At 73.0% G+C, this 18,507-nt stretch carries 17 protein-coding genes and 2 pseudogenes; 13 read left to right on the forward strand and 6 right to left on the reverse strand.

The features are described 5' to 3' along the window. Window positions 1–144 precede the first annotated feature (144 nt). Window positions 145–330 (forward strand): hypothetical protein, encoded by a 186-nt coding sequence (locus VGP36_10525; GenBank protein ID HEV7655146.1) that lies wholly within the window; start codon window positions 145–147, stop codon window positions 328–330. Here VGP36_10525 and VGP36_10530 read toward each other — a convergent pair. After that, the gene (locus VGP36_10530; protein ID HEV7655147.1) at window positions 299–2,146 is read right to left on the reverse strand and encodes a bifunctional homocysteine S-methyltransferase/methylenetetrahydrofolate reductase; all 1,848 of its coding nucleotides are present in this window, start codon (window positions 2,144–2,146) and stop codon (window positions 299–301) included. The genes VGP36_10525 and VGP36_10530 overlap by 32 nt on opposite strands. Beyond that, complete coding sequence (locus VGP36_10535; GenBank protein HEV7655148.1) at window positions 2,143–3,438, reverse strand: helix-turn-helix domain-containing protein; 1,296 nt, start codon at window positions 3,436–3,438, stop codon at window positions 2,143–2,145. Before VGP36_10535 ends, VGP36_10530 begins: the two co-directional genes overlap by 4 nt. A 131-nt stretch (window positions 3,439–3,569) precedes the next feature. On the opposite strand from VGP36_10535, the gene VGP36_10540 reads away from it, so the two are divergent. After that, entirely contained in the window at window positions 3,570–3,830 is a 261-nt protein-coding gene (locus VGP36_10540) for a hypothetical protein (GenBank protein HEV7655149.1), read from the forward strand. Here the strand turns inward: VGP36_10540 and VGP36_10545 are convergent. Both VGP36_10545 and VGP36_10550 read right to left on the reverse strand, forming a co-directional pair. Next, window positions 3,815–4,240: an SDR family oxidoreductase gene (locus VGP36_10545; GenBank protein HEV7655150.1), complete on the reverse strand. Its 426-nt coding sequence runs from the start codon at window positions 4,238–4,240 to the stop codon at window positions 3,815–3,817. The two genes, VGP36_10540 and VGP36_10545, sit on opposite strands and share 16 nt — an antisense overlap. Then, window positions 4,234–4,656: an SDR family NAD(P)-dependent oxidoreductase gene (locus tag VGP36_10550; GenBank protein HEV7655151.1), complete on the reverse strand. Its 423-nt coding sequence runs from the start codon at window positions 4,654–4,656 to the stop codon at window positions 4,234–4,236. Before VGP36_10550 ends, VGP36_10545 begins: the two co-directional genes overlap by 7 nt. 203 nt (window positions 4,657–4,859) lie before the next feature. On the opposite strand from VGP36_10550, the gene VGP36_10555 reads away from it, so the two are divergent. The 9 genes and pseudogenes from VGP36_10555 to VGP36_10595 all read left to right on the forward strand — a co-directional run bounded on the left by VGP36_10555 (window position 4,860) and on the right by VGP36_10595 (window position 15,159). Continuing rightward, window positions 4,860–5,402 carry a methylenetetrahydrofolate reductase C-terminal domain-containing protein gene (locus VGP36_10555; GenBank protein ID HEV7655152.1) on the forward strand — a complete coding sequence of 181 codons (543 nt, stop codon included), beginning with the start codon at window positions 4,860–4,862 and terminating at the stop codon, window positions 5,400–5,402. Continuing rightward, complete coding sequence (locus tag VGP36_10560) at window positions 5,399–6,370, forward strand: methylenetetrahydrofolate reductase (GenBank protein HEV7655153.1); 972 nt, start codon at window positions 5,399–5,401, stop codon at window positions 6,368–6,370. The genes VGP36_10555 and VGP36_10560 overlap by 4 nt, the downstream gene beginning before the upstream one ends. Beyond that, window positions 6,360–7,844 (forward strand): class I SAM-dependent methyltransferase, encoded by a 1,485-nt coding sequence (locus tag VGP36_10565; protein HEV7655154.1) that lies wholly within the window; start codon window positions 6,360–6,362, stop codon window positions 7,842–7,844. The genes VGP36_10560 and VGP36_10565 overlap by 11 nt, the downstream gene beginning before the upstream one ends. A 5-nt stretch (window positions 7,845–7,849) precedes the next feature. Beyond that, window positions 7,850–8,920 (forward strand): hypothetical protein, encoded by a 1,071-nt coding sequence (locus tag VGP36_10570; GenBank protein HEV7655155.1) that lies wholly within the window; start codon window positions 7,850–7,852, stop codon window positions 8,918–8,920. A 3-nt stretch (window positions 8,921–8,923) separates the two neighbouring features. Further along, a pseudogene (gene metK, locus VGP36_10575) lies at window positions 8,924–10,148 on the forward strand (methionine adenosyltransferase). A gap of 68 nt (window positions 10,149–10,216) precedes the next feature. Beyond that, window positions 10,217–11,182 (forward strand): carbohydrate kinase family protein, encoded by a 966-nt coding sequence (locus VGP36_10580; GenBank protein HEV7655156.1) that lies wholly within the window; start codon window positions 10,217–10,219, stop codon window positions 11,180–11,182. Beyond that, window positions 11,179–12,648 (forward strand): adenosylhomocysteinase, encoded by a 1,470-nt coding sequence (ahcY, locus tag VGP36_10585; protein HEV7655157.1) that lies wholly within the window; start codon window positions 11,179–11,181, stop codon window positions 12,646–12,648. Before VGP36_10580 ends, ahcY begins: the two co-directional genes overlap by 4 nt. Before the next feature lie 118 nt (window positions 12,649–12,766). Beyond that, window positions 12,767–13,651, forward strand: a complete 885-nt coding sequence (gene purU / locus VGP36_10590; protein ID HEV7655158.1) for a formyltetrahydrofolate deformylase — start codon at window positions 12,767–12,769, stop codon at window positions 13,649–13,651. A gap of 17 nt (window positions 13,652–13,668) precedes the next feature. Next, on the forward strand, window positions 13,669–15,159 hold the full coding sequence (locus VGP36_10595) for a CoA-acylating methylmalonate-semialdehyde dehydrogenase (GenBank protein HEV7655159.1): 1,491 nt from the start codon (window positions 13,669–13,671) through the stop codon (window positions 15,157–15,159). A gap of 17 nt (window positions 15,160–15,176) precedes the next feature. On the opposite strand, the pseudogene VGP36_10600 reads toward VGP36_10595, so the two are convergent. Beyond that, a pseudogene (locus tag VGP36_10600) lies at window positions 15,177–15,306 on the reverse strand (PCRF domain-containing protein). A gap of 105 nt (window positions 15,307–15,411) precedes the next feature. On the opposite strand from VGP36_10600, the gene VGP36_10605 reads away from it, so the two are divergent. Both VGP36_10605 and VGP36_10610 read left to right on the forward strand, forming a co-directional pair. Beyond that, a complete protein-coding gene (locus VGP36_10605) occupies window positions 15,412–15,642 on the forward strand; it encodes an alpha/beta fold hydrolase (protein HEV7655160.1) in 231 nt (76 codons plus the stop codon). A 56-nt stretch (window positions 15,643–15,698) separates the two neighbouring features. After that, window positions 15,699–17,231 carry a serine/threonine-protein kinase gene (locus VGP36_10610; protein HEV7655161.1) on the forward strand — a complete coding sequence of 511 codons (1,533 nt, stop codon included), beginning with the start codon at window positions 15,699–15,701 and terminating at the stop codon, window positions 17,229–17,231. 3 nt (window positions 17,232–17,234) lie between these two features. Here VGP36_10610 and VGP36_10615 read toward each other — a convergent pair whose 3' ends face one another. Then, window positions 17,235–18,062 (reverse strand): hypothetical protein, encoded by an 828-nt coding sequence (locus VGP36_10615; GenBank protein HEV7655162.1) that lies wholly within the window; start codon window positions 18,060–18,062, stop codon window positions 17,235–17,237. Window positions 18,063–18,507 lie beyond the last annotated feature (445 nt).

The raw sequence follows: 18,507 nt of genomic DNA on the forward strand, positions 1-18,507 counted from the left end.
GTGCGCCCGGCACCTGGGCAACGCCCGCAGGACCGGGCTGGCCAAGCTGGCCGCGCTGGAGAACATGCCCTCCACAGTGGACCGGAGCTGACACGCATGGGGTTGACGCCCGAGCAGCAGAAGATCAAGGCCGAGTTCGTCTAGGTGCGCGGCACCTGGGGCCCGGCCTGGCAGGCGATCCTGGAGCTGGACGCGAGCTTCCTGGCCGCCTACCTGGAGCTGATGGAGGTGCTGGAGATCGCCAGCGTCATCGGCATCCACGCGGCCACCACGGCCGGGCCGATCCTGGTGGAGGAGCTCACCGCGGCGGGACTGCTCCCGGCGGGGTGATCCCGACCAGGGCCCGGACCAGCTCGGCCAGCTGGCCCGGCTCGTTGCCGCCCAGCACGACGCCGCGGACCAGGTGCCCGGCCTCGGTCGCGAGCTCGGCCGCGATGTCCAGCCCGACCCGGACGCTGCTGGCGCCGGCCCGCTCCATCCGGTCCATCACGCCGGCCGGGATGGTCACGTCCGGGACCTCGTAGCGCAGGTACTCGGCCTCGTCGAAGGACCGCAGCGGCCGGATCGTCACCAGCACCGGGACGGCGCCGTCGATCGCCTCCAGCGCGGCCTGCAGGCCGGCCGTCTCGTACACGGGGCGGGTGATGAGGAACTGGGCGCCGGCCGCGATCTTGCGCCGGACCCGGTCCTGCTCCTGGGCGACGTCGTGCGCGCCCGGATTGAACCGGGCCCCGATGTCGAAGGTGACCCCGCTGGAGATGCGCAGCCCGTTGTAGTCGACCCCGGCGTTCAGCGCGGCCAGCAGCTCGATCAGGCCGATCGAGTCGACCTCCCACTTGCCGTCCACGGTGGGGTAGTCGCCCGTCAGCGGCGGGTTGCCGGTCTCGCAGACGACCCGGCTGACGCCGCGGGCCTGGGAACCGAGGAGGTGCGCCTGCAGCGCCATGATCGTCCGGTTCCAGGTCGTCACCGAGGGGACCGCGGGGACGCCGAGCCGGTCCTGCAGCTTCGCGGCCACGTCGACGGACTGGTTCATCGCGGTCCGCTGGGCCCGGCCCGGGGCCGGCGGCGCGATCGAGAACAGGGTGGCGCCGCTGTCCCGGACGGCCTCGGCCGCCTCCAGCGCCTCCTGCAGGTGCCCGGTCGCGGGCGGCACCAGCTCGGCCCCGACGACCAGCCCGGGCCCGTCCAGCCAGCCCGGCCGGTCCGCCGGGGTGGCCGGCTCCCGCTCCCGGACCGAGTCCAGCACCGGCCGGGCGACCTCCTGCTGCCGGGCCGCCACCACCTTGACCACCGCGCCGATGTGCAGCGGGGTGGTGCCGCAGCAGCCGCCGATGAGCCGGACGCCGGAGGCGACGAGCCGTTCCGCGTACCGCGCGAAGTACTCGGGGTCGACCTCGTACTCCAGCCGCTCGGCCGAGACCCGGCGCGGCAGGCCGGCGTTCGGCTGGACCGAGAGCAGCCGGTCGGTGTGCCGGGCCAGCTCCGTCGCGACCTCCAGCGAGCCCTGCGGGCCGAGCGTGCAGTTGATGCCGAGCATCCGGACCGGGTGCCCGGACAGCGCCTCGGCCACCTCGCGCGGCGAGTGCCCGGACAGCGTCCGGCCGTCGGAGACGAACGTGGCCTGGGCGACGATCGGGGCGGAGCTGTGCTCGGCCGCCACGGTCACGGCCTCGACCAGCTCGGTGAGGAACCCGAACGTCTCCAGCACGAGCAGGTCCACGCCGGCGTCGTGCAGCGCGACGATCTGCTCCCGCAGGGCCCAGGTCCGCTCGGCCGCCGAGGTGGTGTTGCGCTGCGCGACGGTCACCGCGGGGGAGACCGAGCCGGCCACGAACACCCGCCGGTCGGTCCGGGCCGCGGCCGTACGGGCGATCCGGACGCCGGCCGCGTTGATCTCCGCGACCCGGTCGCCGTACCCGGACGGGGCCAGCCGCAGCCGGCTCGCCCCGAACGTATTGGTCTGCAGGACGTCCACGCCGGCGTCGATGTAGCCGTCGTGGATGGTACCGACGAGGTCGGCGTCGGACAGGTTGAGCGCCGGCAGGGCCTGGTCCAGCGAGTTGCCGGCCGCGTGCAGGGCGGTGCCCATCGCGCCGTCGCAGACCAGGATCCGCCCGGCCACGGCATCGGCGAAGCCGCTCATCCCGAGTCTCCTAGTCCGTTGACGATCTCCAGGGCCACCTGCAGCATCAGCCGGTCGGAGTACGAGCCGAGGCTGAGCCCGGTGATCTCCTCGATCCGCCGGACCCGGTACGCGACGGTATTCGGGTGCATGTGCAGCCGTCGAGCGCTGCGCTGCGGGCTGTTGTTCTCGTTGAAATAGACGGTGAGCGTGGCCAGGTAGTCGGTGCCGTGCGCACGCTCGTGCGCCAGCAGCTCACCGAGCACGTCGTGGGCGAAGTCGCGCAGGTCGCCGACGTCCCGGACCCGGGCCAGCAGCCGGGAGATGCCGAGGTCGGCGAACGCGACCACGCCGCCGAGGCCGGCCATCAGCGCGGTGGTGTCCAGCGCGTGCTTGGCCTCCGCGTACGAGGTGCTGATCCGGGCCGCGCCGGTGTAGGCGTTGCCGATGCCGGCCGAGACCGTCGCCCCCGGGAACCGGCCCTCGACCGAGGTCTTGCACTGGGTCGCGACCGCGGTCAGCCGGGTCAGCGGATCCGGCCCGGCGTCCGGCTCGGCCACCACCGCGACCACCTCGCCCCCGCGGTTGACCACGGTCGCGGCCGCGCACCGGGTCAGCAGCAGGTGCTCGACGACCGCGGCGACCTCGGTCTCGCGGGTGATCGGGCCGGCCGCGCCGGTACGGCTGCGGAAGACCGTGGTGAGCACCCGGTGCCGCTGGTCGGGCTTGATGCCGAGGTGCCGGGCCCAGCCGTCGGCGTCGGCGCCGGCCCGGTCGCCGAGCAGCAGCAGGCCCTCGAACAGCTCGCGGCGGGCCTGCCCGGCCGCGGCCGCGACGACCCGGGCCCGGCCCAGCACGATCCCGCAGATCATGGCCGCGTGCTCGGTGACCATCAGCCGGGTGTCCTCGCCCTGGCCGTCCTCGTCCCGGTTCGCGGTCAGCAGGTACGCCGCGGGCTCGTCGCCGAGGATGATCGGCGCGACCACCACCGACGGCGCCGCCTCGTCCGCGGCCGGCAGGGTCAGCGCCCGCCGGGTCGACGCGGCCGTGGCGACCAGCCGGGCCAGCGCGGCCCGCTCGGTCGCCAGCACGCCCGCCAGCGGGTCGGGTTCCTCGGCGGACGCGCAGGCCAGCACCTCCAGCTCGGCGTCCACGACCGCGGCGGCACCGCCGACCCGGCCGGCGACGAGCCGGACCACGGTCGTGGCGTCGGTGTCCTGGGAGGCCAGTCCGGACAGCTCGCTGTAGATCGTGACGATGTCGCGCAGCACCGCGTTCTCGGCCCGCAGCCGGCCGCCCGGCGGCTCGCTCACAACGCCGGCCCCGTCCGGATTGTGTGACAACCCAACCGGCCGGGGCGGGGGTTTGTCCCCGGCGACATGTCGCCGGGCCCGTCCGGGTGGTTAGCGTTCGGCCACGCTGCCACAGCCGGGAGGTCGAGCCGATGGAGCAGAGAACACCGGTCCTGGACGGCGACGGGCTGCTGGCCCCGCTGGTCCAGGAACTGCGCCGGATCGCGGTGTTCGCCGAATCCCGCGAGATCGACCACCTGGACACGATCCGCCGGCTCGAGGACGAGGTCAGCCGGCTGCGCGAGACCGTCGCGCACCTGCGCATGTCGACCAGCCCGGTGCCCGCGCACCTGCGCGTGGTGGTGGCCCGGGCGATGTGCGCGGCCGAGGCGGACGGTCATCGGTCCCCGTAGAGGGCCCGGTCCACCGACTCGTGGTCCCAGGCCCCGGCCCCGCCGGACGGCCGGACGCTGCTGACCACGGCGGTGTCGCCGTCGGCCGAGACGACCTCGCCGGTCACGTACGCGGAGTCGGCGCTGAGCAGGAACGCGGCCACCGCGGCGATCTCCTCCGGCGTCCCGGCCCGCCGCAGCGGCGAGGTGCAGGCCCGCCGCACCATGTCGCCGCCGCCGCCGACCGCGGTCGCGTTCGCGGCGAACAGGCCGGTCGGGACGATGCCCGGGGCGACCGCGTTGACCCGGATGCCGAGCGGGCCGCCGTACACGGCCGCGCCGCGCAGCGCGCCGAGGACGCCGTGCTCGGAGATCTGGTACGGCAGGATGTCGGCGCTGCCGCGCAGGCTCGCGATCGACGCGGTCAGCACGATGTTGCCGGTGCTGCGCTGGGCCTCGTACTGGCGGAAGCGGCGCGCAGGCCGAGGAACACGCTGCGCAGGTTGACCGCGAGCACCCGGTCGAAGTCCGCGACCGTCAGCTCCGGCAGGGCCGCGAACGAGCCGACGATGCCGGCGTTGAGGTGGTGCAGGTCCAGCCGGCCGAACTCGGCCACCGCGGTCCGGACGTAGGAGTCCACGTCGGCCTCGACCGCGACGTCCGCGGCGGTCCAGCGCGCCCGTTCCCCGATGGACTCGGCGGTTACCTTGGCCGCGTCGGCGTCGATGTCGACGACGAGCACCTGCGCGCCCTCGGCGGCCAGCCGGCGGGCCGAGGCGGCGCCGAGGCCGGAGCCCGCCCCGGTCACCACTGCGACCTGCCCCGCGAACCGCGTCACGTCGGCCACGCACCCTCCAGAAGTCCGGTTGCGTCGTCAGACAATCCTACATTCTCATCGTCCGGGCGCGGGCGCTGTCGTCCACCACAACCGGCCGGGTCCGAGATTTGGCCCTGACGACCGTGACCCCGCCCGGGCCCGGCTGTGATCCTCAGGTGGTCGGACAAACCCGGGCCGGACAGTCGGCTCGACGGCGGACACGAGGGGGCGCGATGCCGGTCGACACCGCAACACGGGCCGCCTGGCCCCGTCCCTTCCCGCCGCGGCTGTCGGCCCGGGTGAACTACCTGCTGCACCACGCGCTCACCCCGAACCGGGTCACCCGGGCGCTGGCCCGCTTCCTGGAGCGGCACGAGCGGGCCGGGTGGGCGTTCACGGCGACGGAGAAGGCGGTCAAGGAAAGGGCGTTCGGCTGCCGGATGTGCGGCCAGTGCGCCCTGCCCGCGACCGCGTACGCCTGCCCGCAGACCTGTCCGAAGCAGCTGCGCAACGGGCCCTGCGGCGGGGTCTCCGCCGACGGCGCCTGCGAGGTGTTCCCGGAGCAGCGCTGCGTCTGGGTCATCGCGTACGAGCGGGCCGAGGAGGCCGGGCACACCGCCGACCTCTCGCTGCTGCAGCGCCCGGTCGACCACCGGCTGACCGGCTCCAGCAGCTGGGTCAACTACTGGCAGGGCCGCGACGACGACCTCTGGGCCGACCCGGCCGGCGTCCGCACCCGGCTGCCGATCTGGCCGACCTCCGGCGCGGCGGCGTGACCGGGCCGGCCCTGGGCGCCGGCGGCCGGACCGCCGGCCTGCGCGGCGCGATCAGGGACCGCCGGTTCGCCGTCACCGCCGAGCTGGACCTGCCGCACGGCATCGACCCGGACCGGGTCGGGCGCAAGGCCGCGACGCTGGCGGGCTGGGTCGACGCGGTCAACGTCACCGACAACCCCGGCGCGAGCGTGATGCCGTCCTCGATGGCCGGCAGCGTGCTGGCCATGCGGGCCGGGCTGGAACCGGTGATGCAGCTGACCTGCCGGGACCGCAACCGGATCGCGCTGCAGTCCGACCTGCTCGGCGCCGGCCTGCTCGGCGTGCCCAACGTGCTGCTGCTGACCGGCGACCACCCGCGCTTCGGCGACCACCCCGGCGCCAAGCCGGTCTTCGACCTCGACAGCATCTCGCTGACCGGGGCCGCCCGGGCGCTGCGGGACACCGGCCGGCTGCTGTCCGGCCGGACCGTGAACCCGCCGCCGTCGTTCCTCATCGGCGCGGTGGAGAACCCGTTCGCGGCGCCGCAGCGGTTCCGCGCGGCCCGGCTGGGCAAGAAGGTCGCCGCCGGTGCGGAGTTCGCGCAGACCCAGTTCGTCTTCGACGTCGGCCAGTTCGAGCGGTGGATGGCCGAGGTCCGCGATCTCGGCCTGACCGAGCACTGCGCGGTGCTGGCCGGCATCGGCCCGATCCGCTCGGCCCGGGCGCTGGAGTTCATGCGCACCCAGGTGCCGGGCGTCCACATCCCCGACGACGTCGTACGGCGGCTGTCGTCGGTGCCGCCGGAGCGGTTCGGGGCCGAGGGCGTCCGGCTCTGTGTCGAGATCGCCCAGCAGGTCCGCGAGATCCCGGGCGTCGCCGGCGTGCACGTCATGGTCTTCGGCAAGGAGTTCCTGGTGCCGGAGATCCTCGATGCCGCCGGCATCGGTTCCCGCCCGGTCAGCGAGAGGAGCGCCCGCCATGCTGGTTGAGGTCCGCCCGGTCAGCCGGTTGCGGGGCAAGGCACCCGTCGACCTGGCCGGCGCGCTCGGCCCCGTCGTGGAGGGTCTGCTCGACGACGGCATCGACATGTCCAAGGTCCGGGTCGTCTGCGACTGGCTGCAGTACAAGAACAATTTCCGCAACGTGGTCGACCCGCGGGCGATCTGCTCGACCCCGCTGAACCGGTCCGGCCCGGCTGCGGCCTGCGCGCCCGACGGCGTCGAGATCGCGGTCGACCTGCGCCGGACGGCCGGCGCCGACCTGCGCGCGCTGACCGCCGAGGCGCTGGCCCGCTACCAGAGCGGCGCCGCGTACGGGGTCCGGCTGGAGGACTGGTGCGCCGGCACCGACAGCTGCATCTGGGACTTCAACGGCCTGTACTGGCGGGCCCTGGACGGCTGGGAGAAGGCGACCGGCCGCGCGTACGAGCAGGCGCTGCCGGGCGGCGAGAGCGACGCCCGCAACCTGGCCGGCGTCCGCGAGATCATCGCCGAGCTGCTGGACGCCTGCGACCGGCTGGTCGAGCGGCGCTCGCTGCCGGACGAGCTCTACGTGCTGGAGCTCGGCGTCGGCAACGGCAACCAGGCCAAGATCTGGCTGGACGAGTTCCGCACCATGGACACCCAGCGCGGCACCGAGCACTACCGGCGGCTGCACTACCTCATGTGCGACTACTCGCCGTACGTGCTGGAGATGGCGCGCGCGAACGTCGCCGACCACCTCGGCCACGTGAGCTCCTTCGTGCTGGACGCGACCCAGCCGCTGGCGGCACTGTCCTTCCTGCAGTACAAGGTGTTTCTCGTCTACATCTCCAACGTCTACGACAACCTGCCGACCGACGAGGTCGCGCAGCTCGGCGGGCGGACCTACCTCAACCAGGTCCGGGCCTACCTGCCCGCGCCGGCCGCGGAGAACCTGGCCGGGATGATCTCGGGCGCGCCCGCCGAGGTGCCGGCCGTGCTGCAGAAGCTGCTCAAGCTCGGGCCGGAGCTGGCCAGCGAGGCGCTGCCGCTGCAGCTGCCCACCCCCGAGGCCGCGGTCGCGTTCTGGCGGCAGGCCTGGGCCGACCTCCGGCTGGAGGAACGGTACGTCCCGATCGGCGGCCTCGATCTCTACCAGATCGCGCCGGACGTGGACGGCGAGATGCTGCGCCCGTTCCTGGAGTCCGGAGAGGACATTCGCCTGCACGTGAACAACGGCACCGTGCGGTCCTTTGTGGACACCCTGCGGTTGCTGCATCCGTACGGGAAGCTCATCTCGCACGACCTGTTCGTCACCGACGTCGGCTCGTACCGGACCGCGTTCCGGGGACCGGGCAAGTACGAGGGCTCGGTGGTCTGCTGGATCAACGGCCCGCTGCTCGCGCACATCGGCCGCCGGATGGGCTACGACGTGCAGTACGCGCCCTTCGCCCACCGGGCCGGGACGAACATCGTGACGATGACCGCGCAGGCCCGGGACTGAGCGCCATGACGAACGTCACGCGGCTGCCGCTGCTGCCCACCACGGTCATCGGGTCGTACTCGGTGCCGGACTGGCTGGAGCGGCTGAAGACCGACTTCCACCGCGGCCAGCTGTCCGGGGCCCAGCTCGAGTCCGTGCACGACATGGCGATCAAGGCGGCGATCAAGGACCAGGAGATCGCCGGCATCGACATCGTCAGCGACGGCGAGCTGCGCCGGGACAACGACATCGACTACATCCTCAGCCGACTGCCGGGCGTGCAGATCGAGGGGCCGGAGAAGTCCTTCTACTACGACTACTACGACGCCGAGGTCGTCTCCCAGCTACCGCTGGACGAGCCGGCCACCGTCGGGCTGGCCGAGGACTACGAGTTCGCCCGGGGCCAGACCGGCCGGCTGCTCAAGGTCTCCTTCACCGGCCCGTTCTCGCTGTCCCGGCGGCTGCGGGACAAGCACTACGGCGGCTACCGCGAGCTGGTGCTGGCGCTGGCCCACGTGCTGCACAGCGAGGCCGCGAGCCTGGCCGCGGCCGGTGCCACGATGATCCAGATCGACGAGCCGTACCTGGCCGGCTACCCCGACGACGTCGACCTCGCGGTCGAGGCCATCAACGTGGTCACCAAGGACGTCGAGGCCGAGTGGGGCCTGCACGTCTGCTACGGCAACCGGTACGCGCGGCCGTCCTGGGAGGGGCACTACGACTTCCTCTTCCCGGCCGTGCTCGGCGCGAACGTGGACCAGCTGCTGCTCGAGTTCGCCCGCAAGGGATACCAGGACCTGGAGGTCGTCGCCCGCGGCGGCTGGGACCGCAAGCTCGGTCTCGGCGTCGTGGACGTCAAGAGCCGCCGGGTCGAGCCGCCGGAGCTCATCGAGTCCCGGATCCGCCGCGCCGTCGACGTGCTCGGCGCGGAGAACCTGATCGTCAACCCCGACTGCGGTCTGCGGCACCTGCCCGCCGACATCGCCCGGGCCAAGCTCGGCGGGATGGTCGAGGCCACCGGCGCCGTCCGGCGCGGGCTCCCCGCGGCCGAGCCGGCCCCGGTACCGGCCGTCGCCACCGACCACGAGAGAGCGTGAGCGATGACCCAGGTAGTTCCCCGCGAGTACCTGTTCACCTCCGAGTCGGTGACCGAGGGCCACCCGGACAAGATCGCCGACCAGATCTCGGACGCGATCGTGGACGCGGCGCTGGCCGCCGACCCCGGGGCGCGGGTGGCCTGCGAGACGCTCATCACCACCGGGCTGATCGTGCTGGCCGGGGAGATCACCGCGCCGGCCGGGATCGACTACGCCCAGCTGGCCCGCGACACCGTCTGCCGGATCGGCTACGACCACGGCGACCTCGGCTTCGACGGCAAGAGCTGCGGCGTGCTCGTCGCGCTGGACAAGCAGTCCCCGGACATCGCCCAGGGCGTCGACCTGGCCGCCGAGGCCCGGCTGCGGAGCAGCGACAGCTCGCTGGACAAGGTCGGCGCCGGCGACCAGGGGATGATGTTCGGCTACGCGAGCAACGAGACGCCCGAGCTGATGCCGCTGCCGATCGCGCTGGCGCACCGGCTCGCGGCCCGGCTGGCCGCCGTCCGCAAGGACGGCACGCTGCCCTACCTGCGGCCCGACGGCAAGACCCAGGTCTCCGTCCGGTACGTCGACGGCCGCCCGGTCCAGGTGGAGAAGGTGCTGATCTCGACCCAGCACTCCGAGGACGTGACCAACGAGCAGCTGGAGGCCGACCTCTGGGAGCAGGTCGTCACCCACAGCCTGCCCGCCGACCTCTTCGACGCCGACCTGCGTGCGCAGCTGATGGTCAACCCGACCGGCCGGTTCGTCATCGGCGGTCCGGTCGGCGACGCCGGCCTCACCGGCCGCAAGATCATCGTGGACACGTACGGCGGCTTCGCCCGGCACGGCGGCGGGGCCTTCTCGGGCAAGGATCCGTCCAAAGTGGACCGCTCGGCGGCGTACGCGGCCCGGTACGTGGCCAAGAACCTGGTCGCGGCCGGTCTCGCGGCCCGGGCCGAGGTGCAGGTCGCGTACGCGATCGGGGTGGCCCGGCCGGTCTCGGTGATGGTGGAGACCTTCGACACCGAGGCGGTGCCCCGGGGCCACGATCGAGAAGCTGGTGCACGAGACCTTCGACCTGCGCCCGGCCGCATTCCGGGAGTACTTGGAGCTTGCTCGACCTCGATACAGCAAGACCGCCGCGTACGGGCATTTCGGGCGCAACGATCCCGACTTCACCTGGGAGCGCACGGACCGTGCGGAGGCGCTGGCGAACGCGGCCGGCACCACCCCGCCGGGCGCCTGAGCCCCGAGACGTCAGGAGACACCGAGGTGAGCATCGTCGTCACCGGCTCGATCGCCGGCGACTACCTGATGACGTTCCCCGGGCGGTTCCGGGAGCAGTTGATCGACGGCCAGCTCGACCACGTCTCGCTCTCGTTCCTGGTCGACGACCTGCACATCTACCGGGGCGGGGTGGGCGGCAACATCGCCGTCGGGCTGGGCCGGCTCGGGTTCTCCTCCTACCTGGTCGGGGCGGTCGGGGCGGACTTCGCCGAGTACCGCGAGTGGCTGGAGACGCACGGCGTCGACGCCGCGCACGTGTACGTCTCGGACACCCGGCACACCGCGCGCTTCCTCTGCACGACCGACGCGGACGACAACCAGATCGCCTCGTTCTACGCCGGCGCGATGGCGGAGGCCGGACGGATCGACCTGGCCGACGTCGTCCGCCGGATCGGTACCGTGGATCTGGTGCTGGTGGCCCCGAACGACCCGCAGGCGATGGTCCGCCACACCCAGGCGTGCCGCGAGCTCGGCGTCCCGTTCGCGGCCGACCCGTCCCAGCAACTGGCCCGGATGGACGGTTCGGACATCCGGCAGCTCGTCGAGGGCGCCCAGCTGCTGTTCACCAACGAGTACGAACGTGACCTGATGGAGCACAAGACCAAGTGGACCCGGGACGAGATCCTGTCCCGGGTGGGTCACTGGGTCACCACGTTCGGGGCCAAGGGACTGGAGATCCGGTCCGCCGACGGGACGTCCGTGCACGTCGGAGCCCATCAGGACCTGGAGGCGGCCGACCCGACCGGGGTCGGCGACGCGTGCCGGGCCGGCTTCCTCGCGGGGCTGCAGAGCGGCCTGGGGGCACGCCGGTCGGCGGAGATCGGCTGTACTTTGGCAAGCTTCGTGCTGGAGTCCGTCGGCACCCAGGAGTACACGTTCACCGCCGAGGACTTCGCGTCCCGGGTCGCCCGGACGTACGGAGCCGAGTCGGCCACCGACGTGCGGGCGTTCCTGGCCGCTCACCGCCGTACCGACCCCGAGGAGAACGCATGACCGCCACGCTCAGCGTGGACCGCGCAGCCGCCGGTTTCGACTACAAGGTCGCAGACCTGTCCCTGGCCGACTTCGGCCGGCGCGAGATCCGGCTGGCCGAGCACGAGATGCCCGGCCTGATGTCCCTGCGGGAGGAGTACGGCCCGTCCCAGCCGCTGGCCGGCGCCCGCATCACCGGCTCGCTGCACATGACGATCCAGACCGCCGTGCTCATCGAGACGCTCATCGCGCTCGGCGCCGAGGTCCGGTGGGTGAGCTGCAACATCTTCTCCACCCAGGACCACGCCGCGGCCGCCGTCGTGGTGGGCAAGGACGGCACCAAGGACGACCCGCGCGGCGTCCCGGTGTTCGCCTGGAAGGGCGAGAGCCTGGAGGAGTACTGGTGGTGCAGTGACCAGGCGCTGCGCTGGGAGGGCCGGACCGGCCCGAACATGATCCTCGACGACGGCGGCGACGTCACGCTGCTGGTGCACAAGGGCGCCGAGTTCGAGGCGGCCGGAGCGGTGCCGGGCCCGGCGCCGACCGACTCCGAGGAGTACGGCTTCATCCTGGAGCTGCTGTCGCGCAGCGTCGCGGCGGAGCCGAACCGCTTCACCGCGATGGTGCCCGAGATCCGCGGCGTCTCCGAGGAGACCACCACCGGCGTGCACCGGCTGTACGAGTTCGCCAAGGCCGGCTCGCTGCTGTTCCCGGCGATCAACGTCAACGACTCGGTCACCAAGTCGAAGTTCGACAACAAGTACGGCTGCCGGCACAGCCTCATCGACGGCCTCAACCGGGCCACCGACGTCATGATCGCGGGCAAGGTCGCGGTCATCTTCGGCTACGGCGACGTGGGCAAGGGCTGCGTCGAGTCGCTGCGCGGCCAGGGCGCCCGGGTCGTCGTCACCGAGATCGACCCGATCTGCGCGCTGCAGGCGGCCATGGAGGGCCTGGAGGTCGTCCGGCTGGCGGACGTGGTCGAGACCGCGGACATCTTCGTCACCACGACGGGCAACAAGGACATCATCATGGCGGAGGACATCGCCAAGATGAAGCACCAGGCCATCGTCGGGAACATCGGCCACTTCGACAACGAGATCGACATGGCCGGCCTGGCCAAGCTGCCGGGCGTGAAGCGCCTCGAGATCAAGCCGCAGGTGCACGAGTGGACGTTCGAGGACGGCCACTCGGTGATCGTGCTGAGCGAGGGCCGGCTGCTCAACCTCGGCAACGCGACCGGGCACCCGAGCTTCGTGATGTCCGCCTCGTTCGCGAACCAGACGATCGCCCAGATCGAGCTCTGGACCAAGCCCGGCGAGTACGAGAAGCAGGTCTACGTGCTGCCCAAGCCGCTGGACGAGAAGGTCGCGCGGCTGCACCTCGACGCGCTCGGCGTGCGGCTGACGACCCTGCGCAAGGACCAGGCCGAGTACATCGGCGTGGACGTGAGCGGTCCGTACAAGCCGGACCACTACCGCTACTGAGCCGAAGCGGCGTCCGGACGGGCGGCGGAGGAGACTTCTCCGCCCGCCCGGGCACCCCGCGCGGCCCGATACAGGAGGGCCCATGGCCGCCGGGACTGACGTGCAGTTGCCCCGCCCGATGTCGTTCGAGCCGCTGGACACCCGGCCGGACCAGGACGTCGGCCGGCTGCTGGTCACCTGCGAGGACCGGCCCGGCATCTGCGCCGCGATCTGCGGCTACCTGGCCGACCTCGGGGCCAACATCACCTCGCTGCAGCAGTACACGACCGACCCCTCCGGCGGCCGGCTGTTCGTCCGGGTCGAGTTCCTGCTGCCCGGGCTGGACGAGCGGGAGCCGGCGGTCTCGGCCGGGTTCGGCCCGCTGGCCGACCGCTTCGGGATGGAGTGGCGGCTGTCCCGGGCGGTCTCGATCAAGCGGCTGGCCATCATGGTGTCCAAGTCCGACCACGCGCTGCAGGAGCTGCTCTGGCGACGCAAGGCCGGTGACCTGCACGCGGACATCTCGATGGTGATCTCCAACCACGACGACCTGCGGCCGCTGGTGGAGACCTGGGGCATTCCGTACCACCATGTACCGGTGACCCCGGACACCAAGCAGGCGGCCGAGGACAAGCAGCTGGAGCTGCTGCTCGGGCAGGTCGACGCGGTCGTGCTGGCCCGCTACATGCAGGTCCTCACGCCGCACTTCCTGGCCGCGTTCCCGATGCGGGCGATCAACATCCACCACAGCTTCCTGCCGGCCTTCGTCGGCGCCGACCCGTACGGGAAGGCGGCCGAGCGCGGGGTGAAGCTGATCGGCGCGACCGCGCACTACGTCACCGCGGACCTCGACGCCGGACCGATCATCGAGCAGGACGTGGTCCGCATCGACCACCGCCAGTCGGTGGCCGACCTGCGCCGGGCCGGCCGGTACGTGGAGCGCGCGGTGCTCGCCCGGGCCGTGTCCTGGCACGTCGACGACCGGGTGATCGTGCACAAGAACAAGACCATCGTCTTCGCCTGAGCCTGGGACGGACCTTCATGACCACGCAGATTCCGCACTGGATCGACGGCCGCCGCACCCCGGGGACCTCCGGCCGCACCGCACCGGTGCACAACCCCGCGACCGGCGCGCACACCGGCGACGTCGACCTGGCCGGCACGGCCGAGGTCGAGGCGGCGGTGGTGTCGGCCACGGCGGCGGCGAAGTCGTGGCGGTCGGCCTCGCTGTCCCGGCGGGCCGCGGTGCTGTTCGCCTTCCGTGAGCTGCTGCACTCCCACGCCGACGAGCTGGCCGCGATCGTCACCAGCGAGCACGGCAAGGTGCTCGGCGACGCCGGCGGCGAGGTCGCCCGCGGCCTGGAGAACGTCGAGTTCGCCACCGGGGTGCCGCAGCTGCTCAAGGGCGGCTACTCCGAGCAGGCCGCGACCGGCGTGGACGTCTACTCGATCCGGCAGCCGCTGGGCGTGGTCGCCGGGATCACCCCGTTCAACTTCCCGGCCATGGTCCCGCTCTGGATGTGCGCGAACGCGATCGCCTGCGGCAACGCGTTCATCCTCAAGCCGAGCGAGAAGGACCCGTCGGCGTCGCTGCGGCTGGCCGAGCTCTGGAAGGAGGCCGGGCTGCCCGACGGCGTGTTCACCGTTCTGCAGGGGGACAAGGAGGCGGTCGACGCCATCCTCACCCACCCCGGCATCGCCGCGGTCAGCTTCGTCGGCTCGACCCCGATCGCCCGCTACGTCTACGAGACCGGCACCTCGCACGGCAAGCGGATCCAGGCCCTCGGCGGGGCCAAGAACCACATGGTCGTGCTGCCCGACGCCGACCTCGACCTGGCCGCGGACGCGGCGGTCTCGGCCGCGTACGGGGCGGCGGGGGAGCGGTGCATGTCGATCTCGGTGACCGTCGCGGTCGGCGACGTGGCCGACCGGCTGGTCGACGCGATCGCGTCCCGGCTGCCCAAGGTCCGCGTCGGCGACGGTGCCGACCCGGACAGCGAGATGGGCCCGCTCATCACCGCCGAGCACCGGGACAAGGTGGCCGGCTACATCGCGGCCGGCGCCTCCGCCGGGGCGACCGTGGTCGTCGACGGCCGGGAGGGCGACCTGCCCGAGCAGGGCTACTTCCTCGGCACCACGCTGCTGGACCGCGTCACCCCGGAGATGAGCGTCTACACCGACGAGATCTTCGGCCCGGTCCTCTCGGTCGTCCGGGTCGAGACGTACGCGGACGCGGTCGCCCTGGTGAACTCCAACCAGTACGCGAACGGCACCGCGATCTTCACCCGGGACGGCGGCGCCGCCCGGAAGTACCAGTTCGAGGTCGAGGTCGGGATGGTCGGCATCAACGTGCCGATCCCGGTGCCGGTGGCGTACTACTCCTTCGGGGGCTGGAAGAGCTCGCTGTTCGGCGACACCCACATGTACGGGCCGGAGGGCATCAACTTCTACACCCGCGGCAAGGTCGTCACCTCGCGCTGGCCCGACCCGGCCACCTCGACCGTCGACCTCGGCTTCCCCCGTACCCGCTGACGCCACCGCCGGTCCGAGTCGAGGACCTCGGTCTTCCAGCCCTGCCGCTCGGCGTAGCGCAGGTACATCCGCAGCAGGTCGCCCGCGAACAGCGCCGACTCGTCGCCGCCCTCACCGGCCTTGACCCCCGGCGACGTCGTCGTGGTCGGCCACTCCTGGGGGCGGCAGCCCGGTGACGATGGGCGCGGCCGGCTCGCCGAAGGTCGAGCAACTGATCTACCTGGCCGCGTTCATGATCGAGATCGGCTTGCGGTGGAGACCGATCTGGTGGCGGCCTGGAAGACGGTCCCCTCGACGTACGTGCTGACGACCGACGACCGGGCGGTGCACCCGGAGGACCAGCGGATCATGGCCCGCAACGCCGGTGCGGTCGTGGAGATCGCCACCAGCCACTCGCCGTTCCTGTCCCGGCCGGACCTGGTCGCGGACATCATCGCCGAGCGCTGGGCCCGGGTGGCCGGCCGCGGCGTCGCCGCTCGATAAGGGCCGGATCCGGCGAAGGGCTGTCCTTCGCGTCGCAACTTGGCATCATGGGGCCCGTGCGGACCTCGCAGGGCGCAAACCGGGCGGAGCGGCCCCAGCTGGAGCCGCTGCGGCGCAGCGATCCGGCCCGGATCGGGCCGTACCTGCTGCTGGGGCGGCTCGGGGCCGGCGCGATGGGCCGGGTCTACCTCGGCCGCTCCACCGCCGGCCGGCTGGTCGCGGTCAAGACCATCCGGGAGGAGTACGCGGAGGAGCCCGACTTCCGGGACCGCTTCGCGCACGAGGTGACCGCCGCGCGCCGGGTGAGCGGCGTGTTCACCGCGGCCGTCGTGGCCGCCGACGCCGAGGCCGAGGTGCCCTGGCTGGCCACCGCGTACGTGCCGGCGCCCTCGCTGTCCCGGCTGGTGGAGACCTGCGGGCCGCTGCCGGTCGCGGCCGTGCGCTGGCTCGCGGCCGGCTGCGCCGAGGCGCTGGAGTCGATCCACGGCGTGGGGCTGGTGCACCGCGACCTCAAGCCGTCCAACGTGCTGGTCTCGCTGGACGGGCCGCAGGTGATCGACTTCGGCGTGTCCCGGGCGGTCGAGCGGATCCAGCTCACCGCCACCCGGGAGGCGCTCGGGACGCCGGCGTACATGGCCCCGGAACAGGCCCGGGAGGCCCGCCGGACGACCGCGGCCAGCGATGTGTTCTCCCTCGGCTCGACGTTGCTGTACGCGGCGACCGGGCACGCGCCGTACCGGGGCGACACCACCGTGGACGTGCTGGTCCGGCTGGCGACCGAGCCGCCGGACCTCTCCGGCCTGCCCCGCGAGCTCGCCGGCCCGATCGGCCGCTGCCTGGACCGCGACCCGGCCAACCGGCCGACCCCGGCCGCGCTGCTGTCCGCGATCGCCGCCACCATGCGGTACGAGGACGGCGAGGGCGCGCGGTCGCTGCCGGCGGCGGCGGTCGAGATGATCGAGGAGTACCGGCGGCGGCCGCAGCCGGCCGAGCCGGTCGACGCGGAGAGCACGTTCGGGTCCCAGCCCGGGCTGCCGGCGCTGCCGCCGCTGCCCCGGCCGGACCCCGCGCCGCTGTCGATCCCGCCGGAGCCGACGCCGGCCCACGTGACCCGCTCCTTCGACCGGCGGTTGCTGGCGGTGCTGGTCGCTCTGGCCGCGATCGTCCTGATCGGCGGCGGAATCCTGCTCGGCACCGTGCTGGACGGCGGATCGCCGCCCGCGTCCCAGGGCCAGGGCTCGAACCAGCCGGACGGTCCGCCGCCCGGTCCGCCCCCCGGTCCGCCGCCCGGCAATGCCCCTCGATCCGGACCGCCGTCGCTGAAGATCAACCAGCCCTTCGGCGACTCGGCGACGACTCCGGTCGTGTCCGGGCGGGGCTGGAAGCCCGGCACGATCATCACCGTCCGGGTGCAGGACGGAAAGACCTCGCCCGACCACACGGTGGTCGACCACTCCGGCTCGTTCAACTACACCGTCAACCAGCACGACGAGCTGTTCGCCGGGAGCCTGCCGGTCGGCACGATGGTGCTCGTCGTGACCGGCTCGGACGGCACCGCGGAGCAGGTCACGTTCCAGGTGAACGGCTGACGGTCAGCGCTCCCGGGTCCACCAGAGGTCCTCCTGGCGGGTGCACCAGGCCGGGTCGTCCAGTCGCGCCAGGTCGGCCGCGGTGATCACCGCGTACTCCAGCAGCACCTCGGCGACGACCTCGTCCGAGAGCCGGACGCCCGGCCGGACCAGTCCGCGCTCGGCGATCTTCTGCCGCAGCGCCTTGAGGTGCTCGCCGACCCGGGCCGACAGCCGGTCCCGGAAGGCCGGGTCGGAGTCGAACCGCTCGAGCTCGTAGTACGCGTCGGTCACCTCGAGCGCGGCCCGGGCGATCTCCGGGGTCCGCGGCAGCGGCGTGGTCCGGGTCGGGTCGACCAGCCACGGCCGGCACCACATCAGCGCGACCAGGAAGACCTTGGTGTCCGGGTCCAGCCGCAGCGGCAGCAGGGTCGCGTCCCCGGCCGGCCGGTCCTCGCCGGCTCCGGGCAGCGTGTCGTCGGCCCCGCCGACCACCTCGATCCGCAGCGGGCTGGCGTCGTCGAGCATGGCCTGCGAGCCGACCTCCAGCGTCCCGGTCCGGACGAACCAGCCGCCGACCGGCTCGGCCCCGGCCTCGACCCGCGGCAGCCGGATCCGGTACGCCTCGCCGACCGCGTAGAGCGCGTGGGTGCGGCTGACGTTGGTGACCAGCACGCCGCCGTCGAGGGCGGCGATCACACCGGCCCGCCGGGACAGCCCGCGCCCCGCGACGACGACGAGGTCGGCGTCGGGGCCGCGGCCGAAGACCAGGCGCCCGCCGCTGGGCACGTCGACGCTGTCGCCGTCGGCCGTGTGTACCCGCGCCGCCGCCGTACTCCCGTTCGAGTCCACCGCCTCGATCCCCTCCGGCCCGTTGCCAGCCCCGGATCCGGGGCCGTGCACCGCCGTCGTCCGCCCCACGATGGGCGCGGCCCGCCGGTTCACCCGGGGCCCACCCCCGGATCCGGGGGTGGGCCGCGGCCCGCGGATGAGGTCTGCTGTACCTGCTCGCGGAGACCGGGAGAACCCGGCGCTCGGCGAGGGGCGGCGACGCCGTTGCCGGAAGTGGGGACGGGCTTCCGGGGACGGCTTGCGGGGGGTCGCCGCCCCACGGGGGTCGTCCTTGCTAGACGCGGGCCATGAGCTCGAGGTCGGCGTCGAAGAGGTCGTCGTGCTGGAGCGCCCCGGCCGCCGCGAACCGGGTGCCGCCGGCAACGGGCCTTGGCCCGCCCGTTGCCGGCGAGCACCCAGAGCATCTGCGGCCGGTCGCCGATCGACTCCAGCAGGAGCAGGTCGG

Source organism: Mycobacteriales bacterium (genome assembly GCA_035995165.1).
Classification (GTDB): Bacteria; Actinomycetota; Actinomycetes; order Mycobacteriales; family CADCTP01; genus CADCTP01.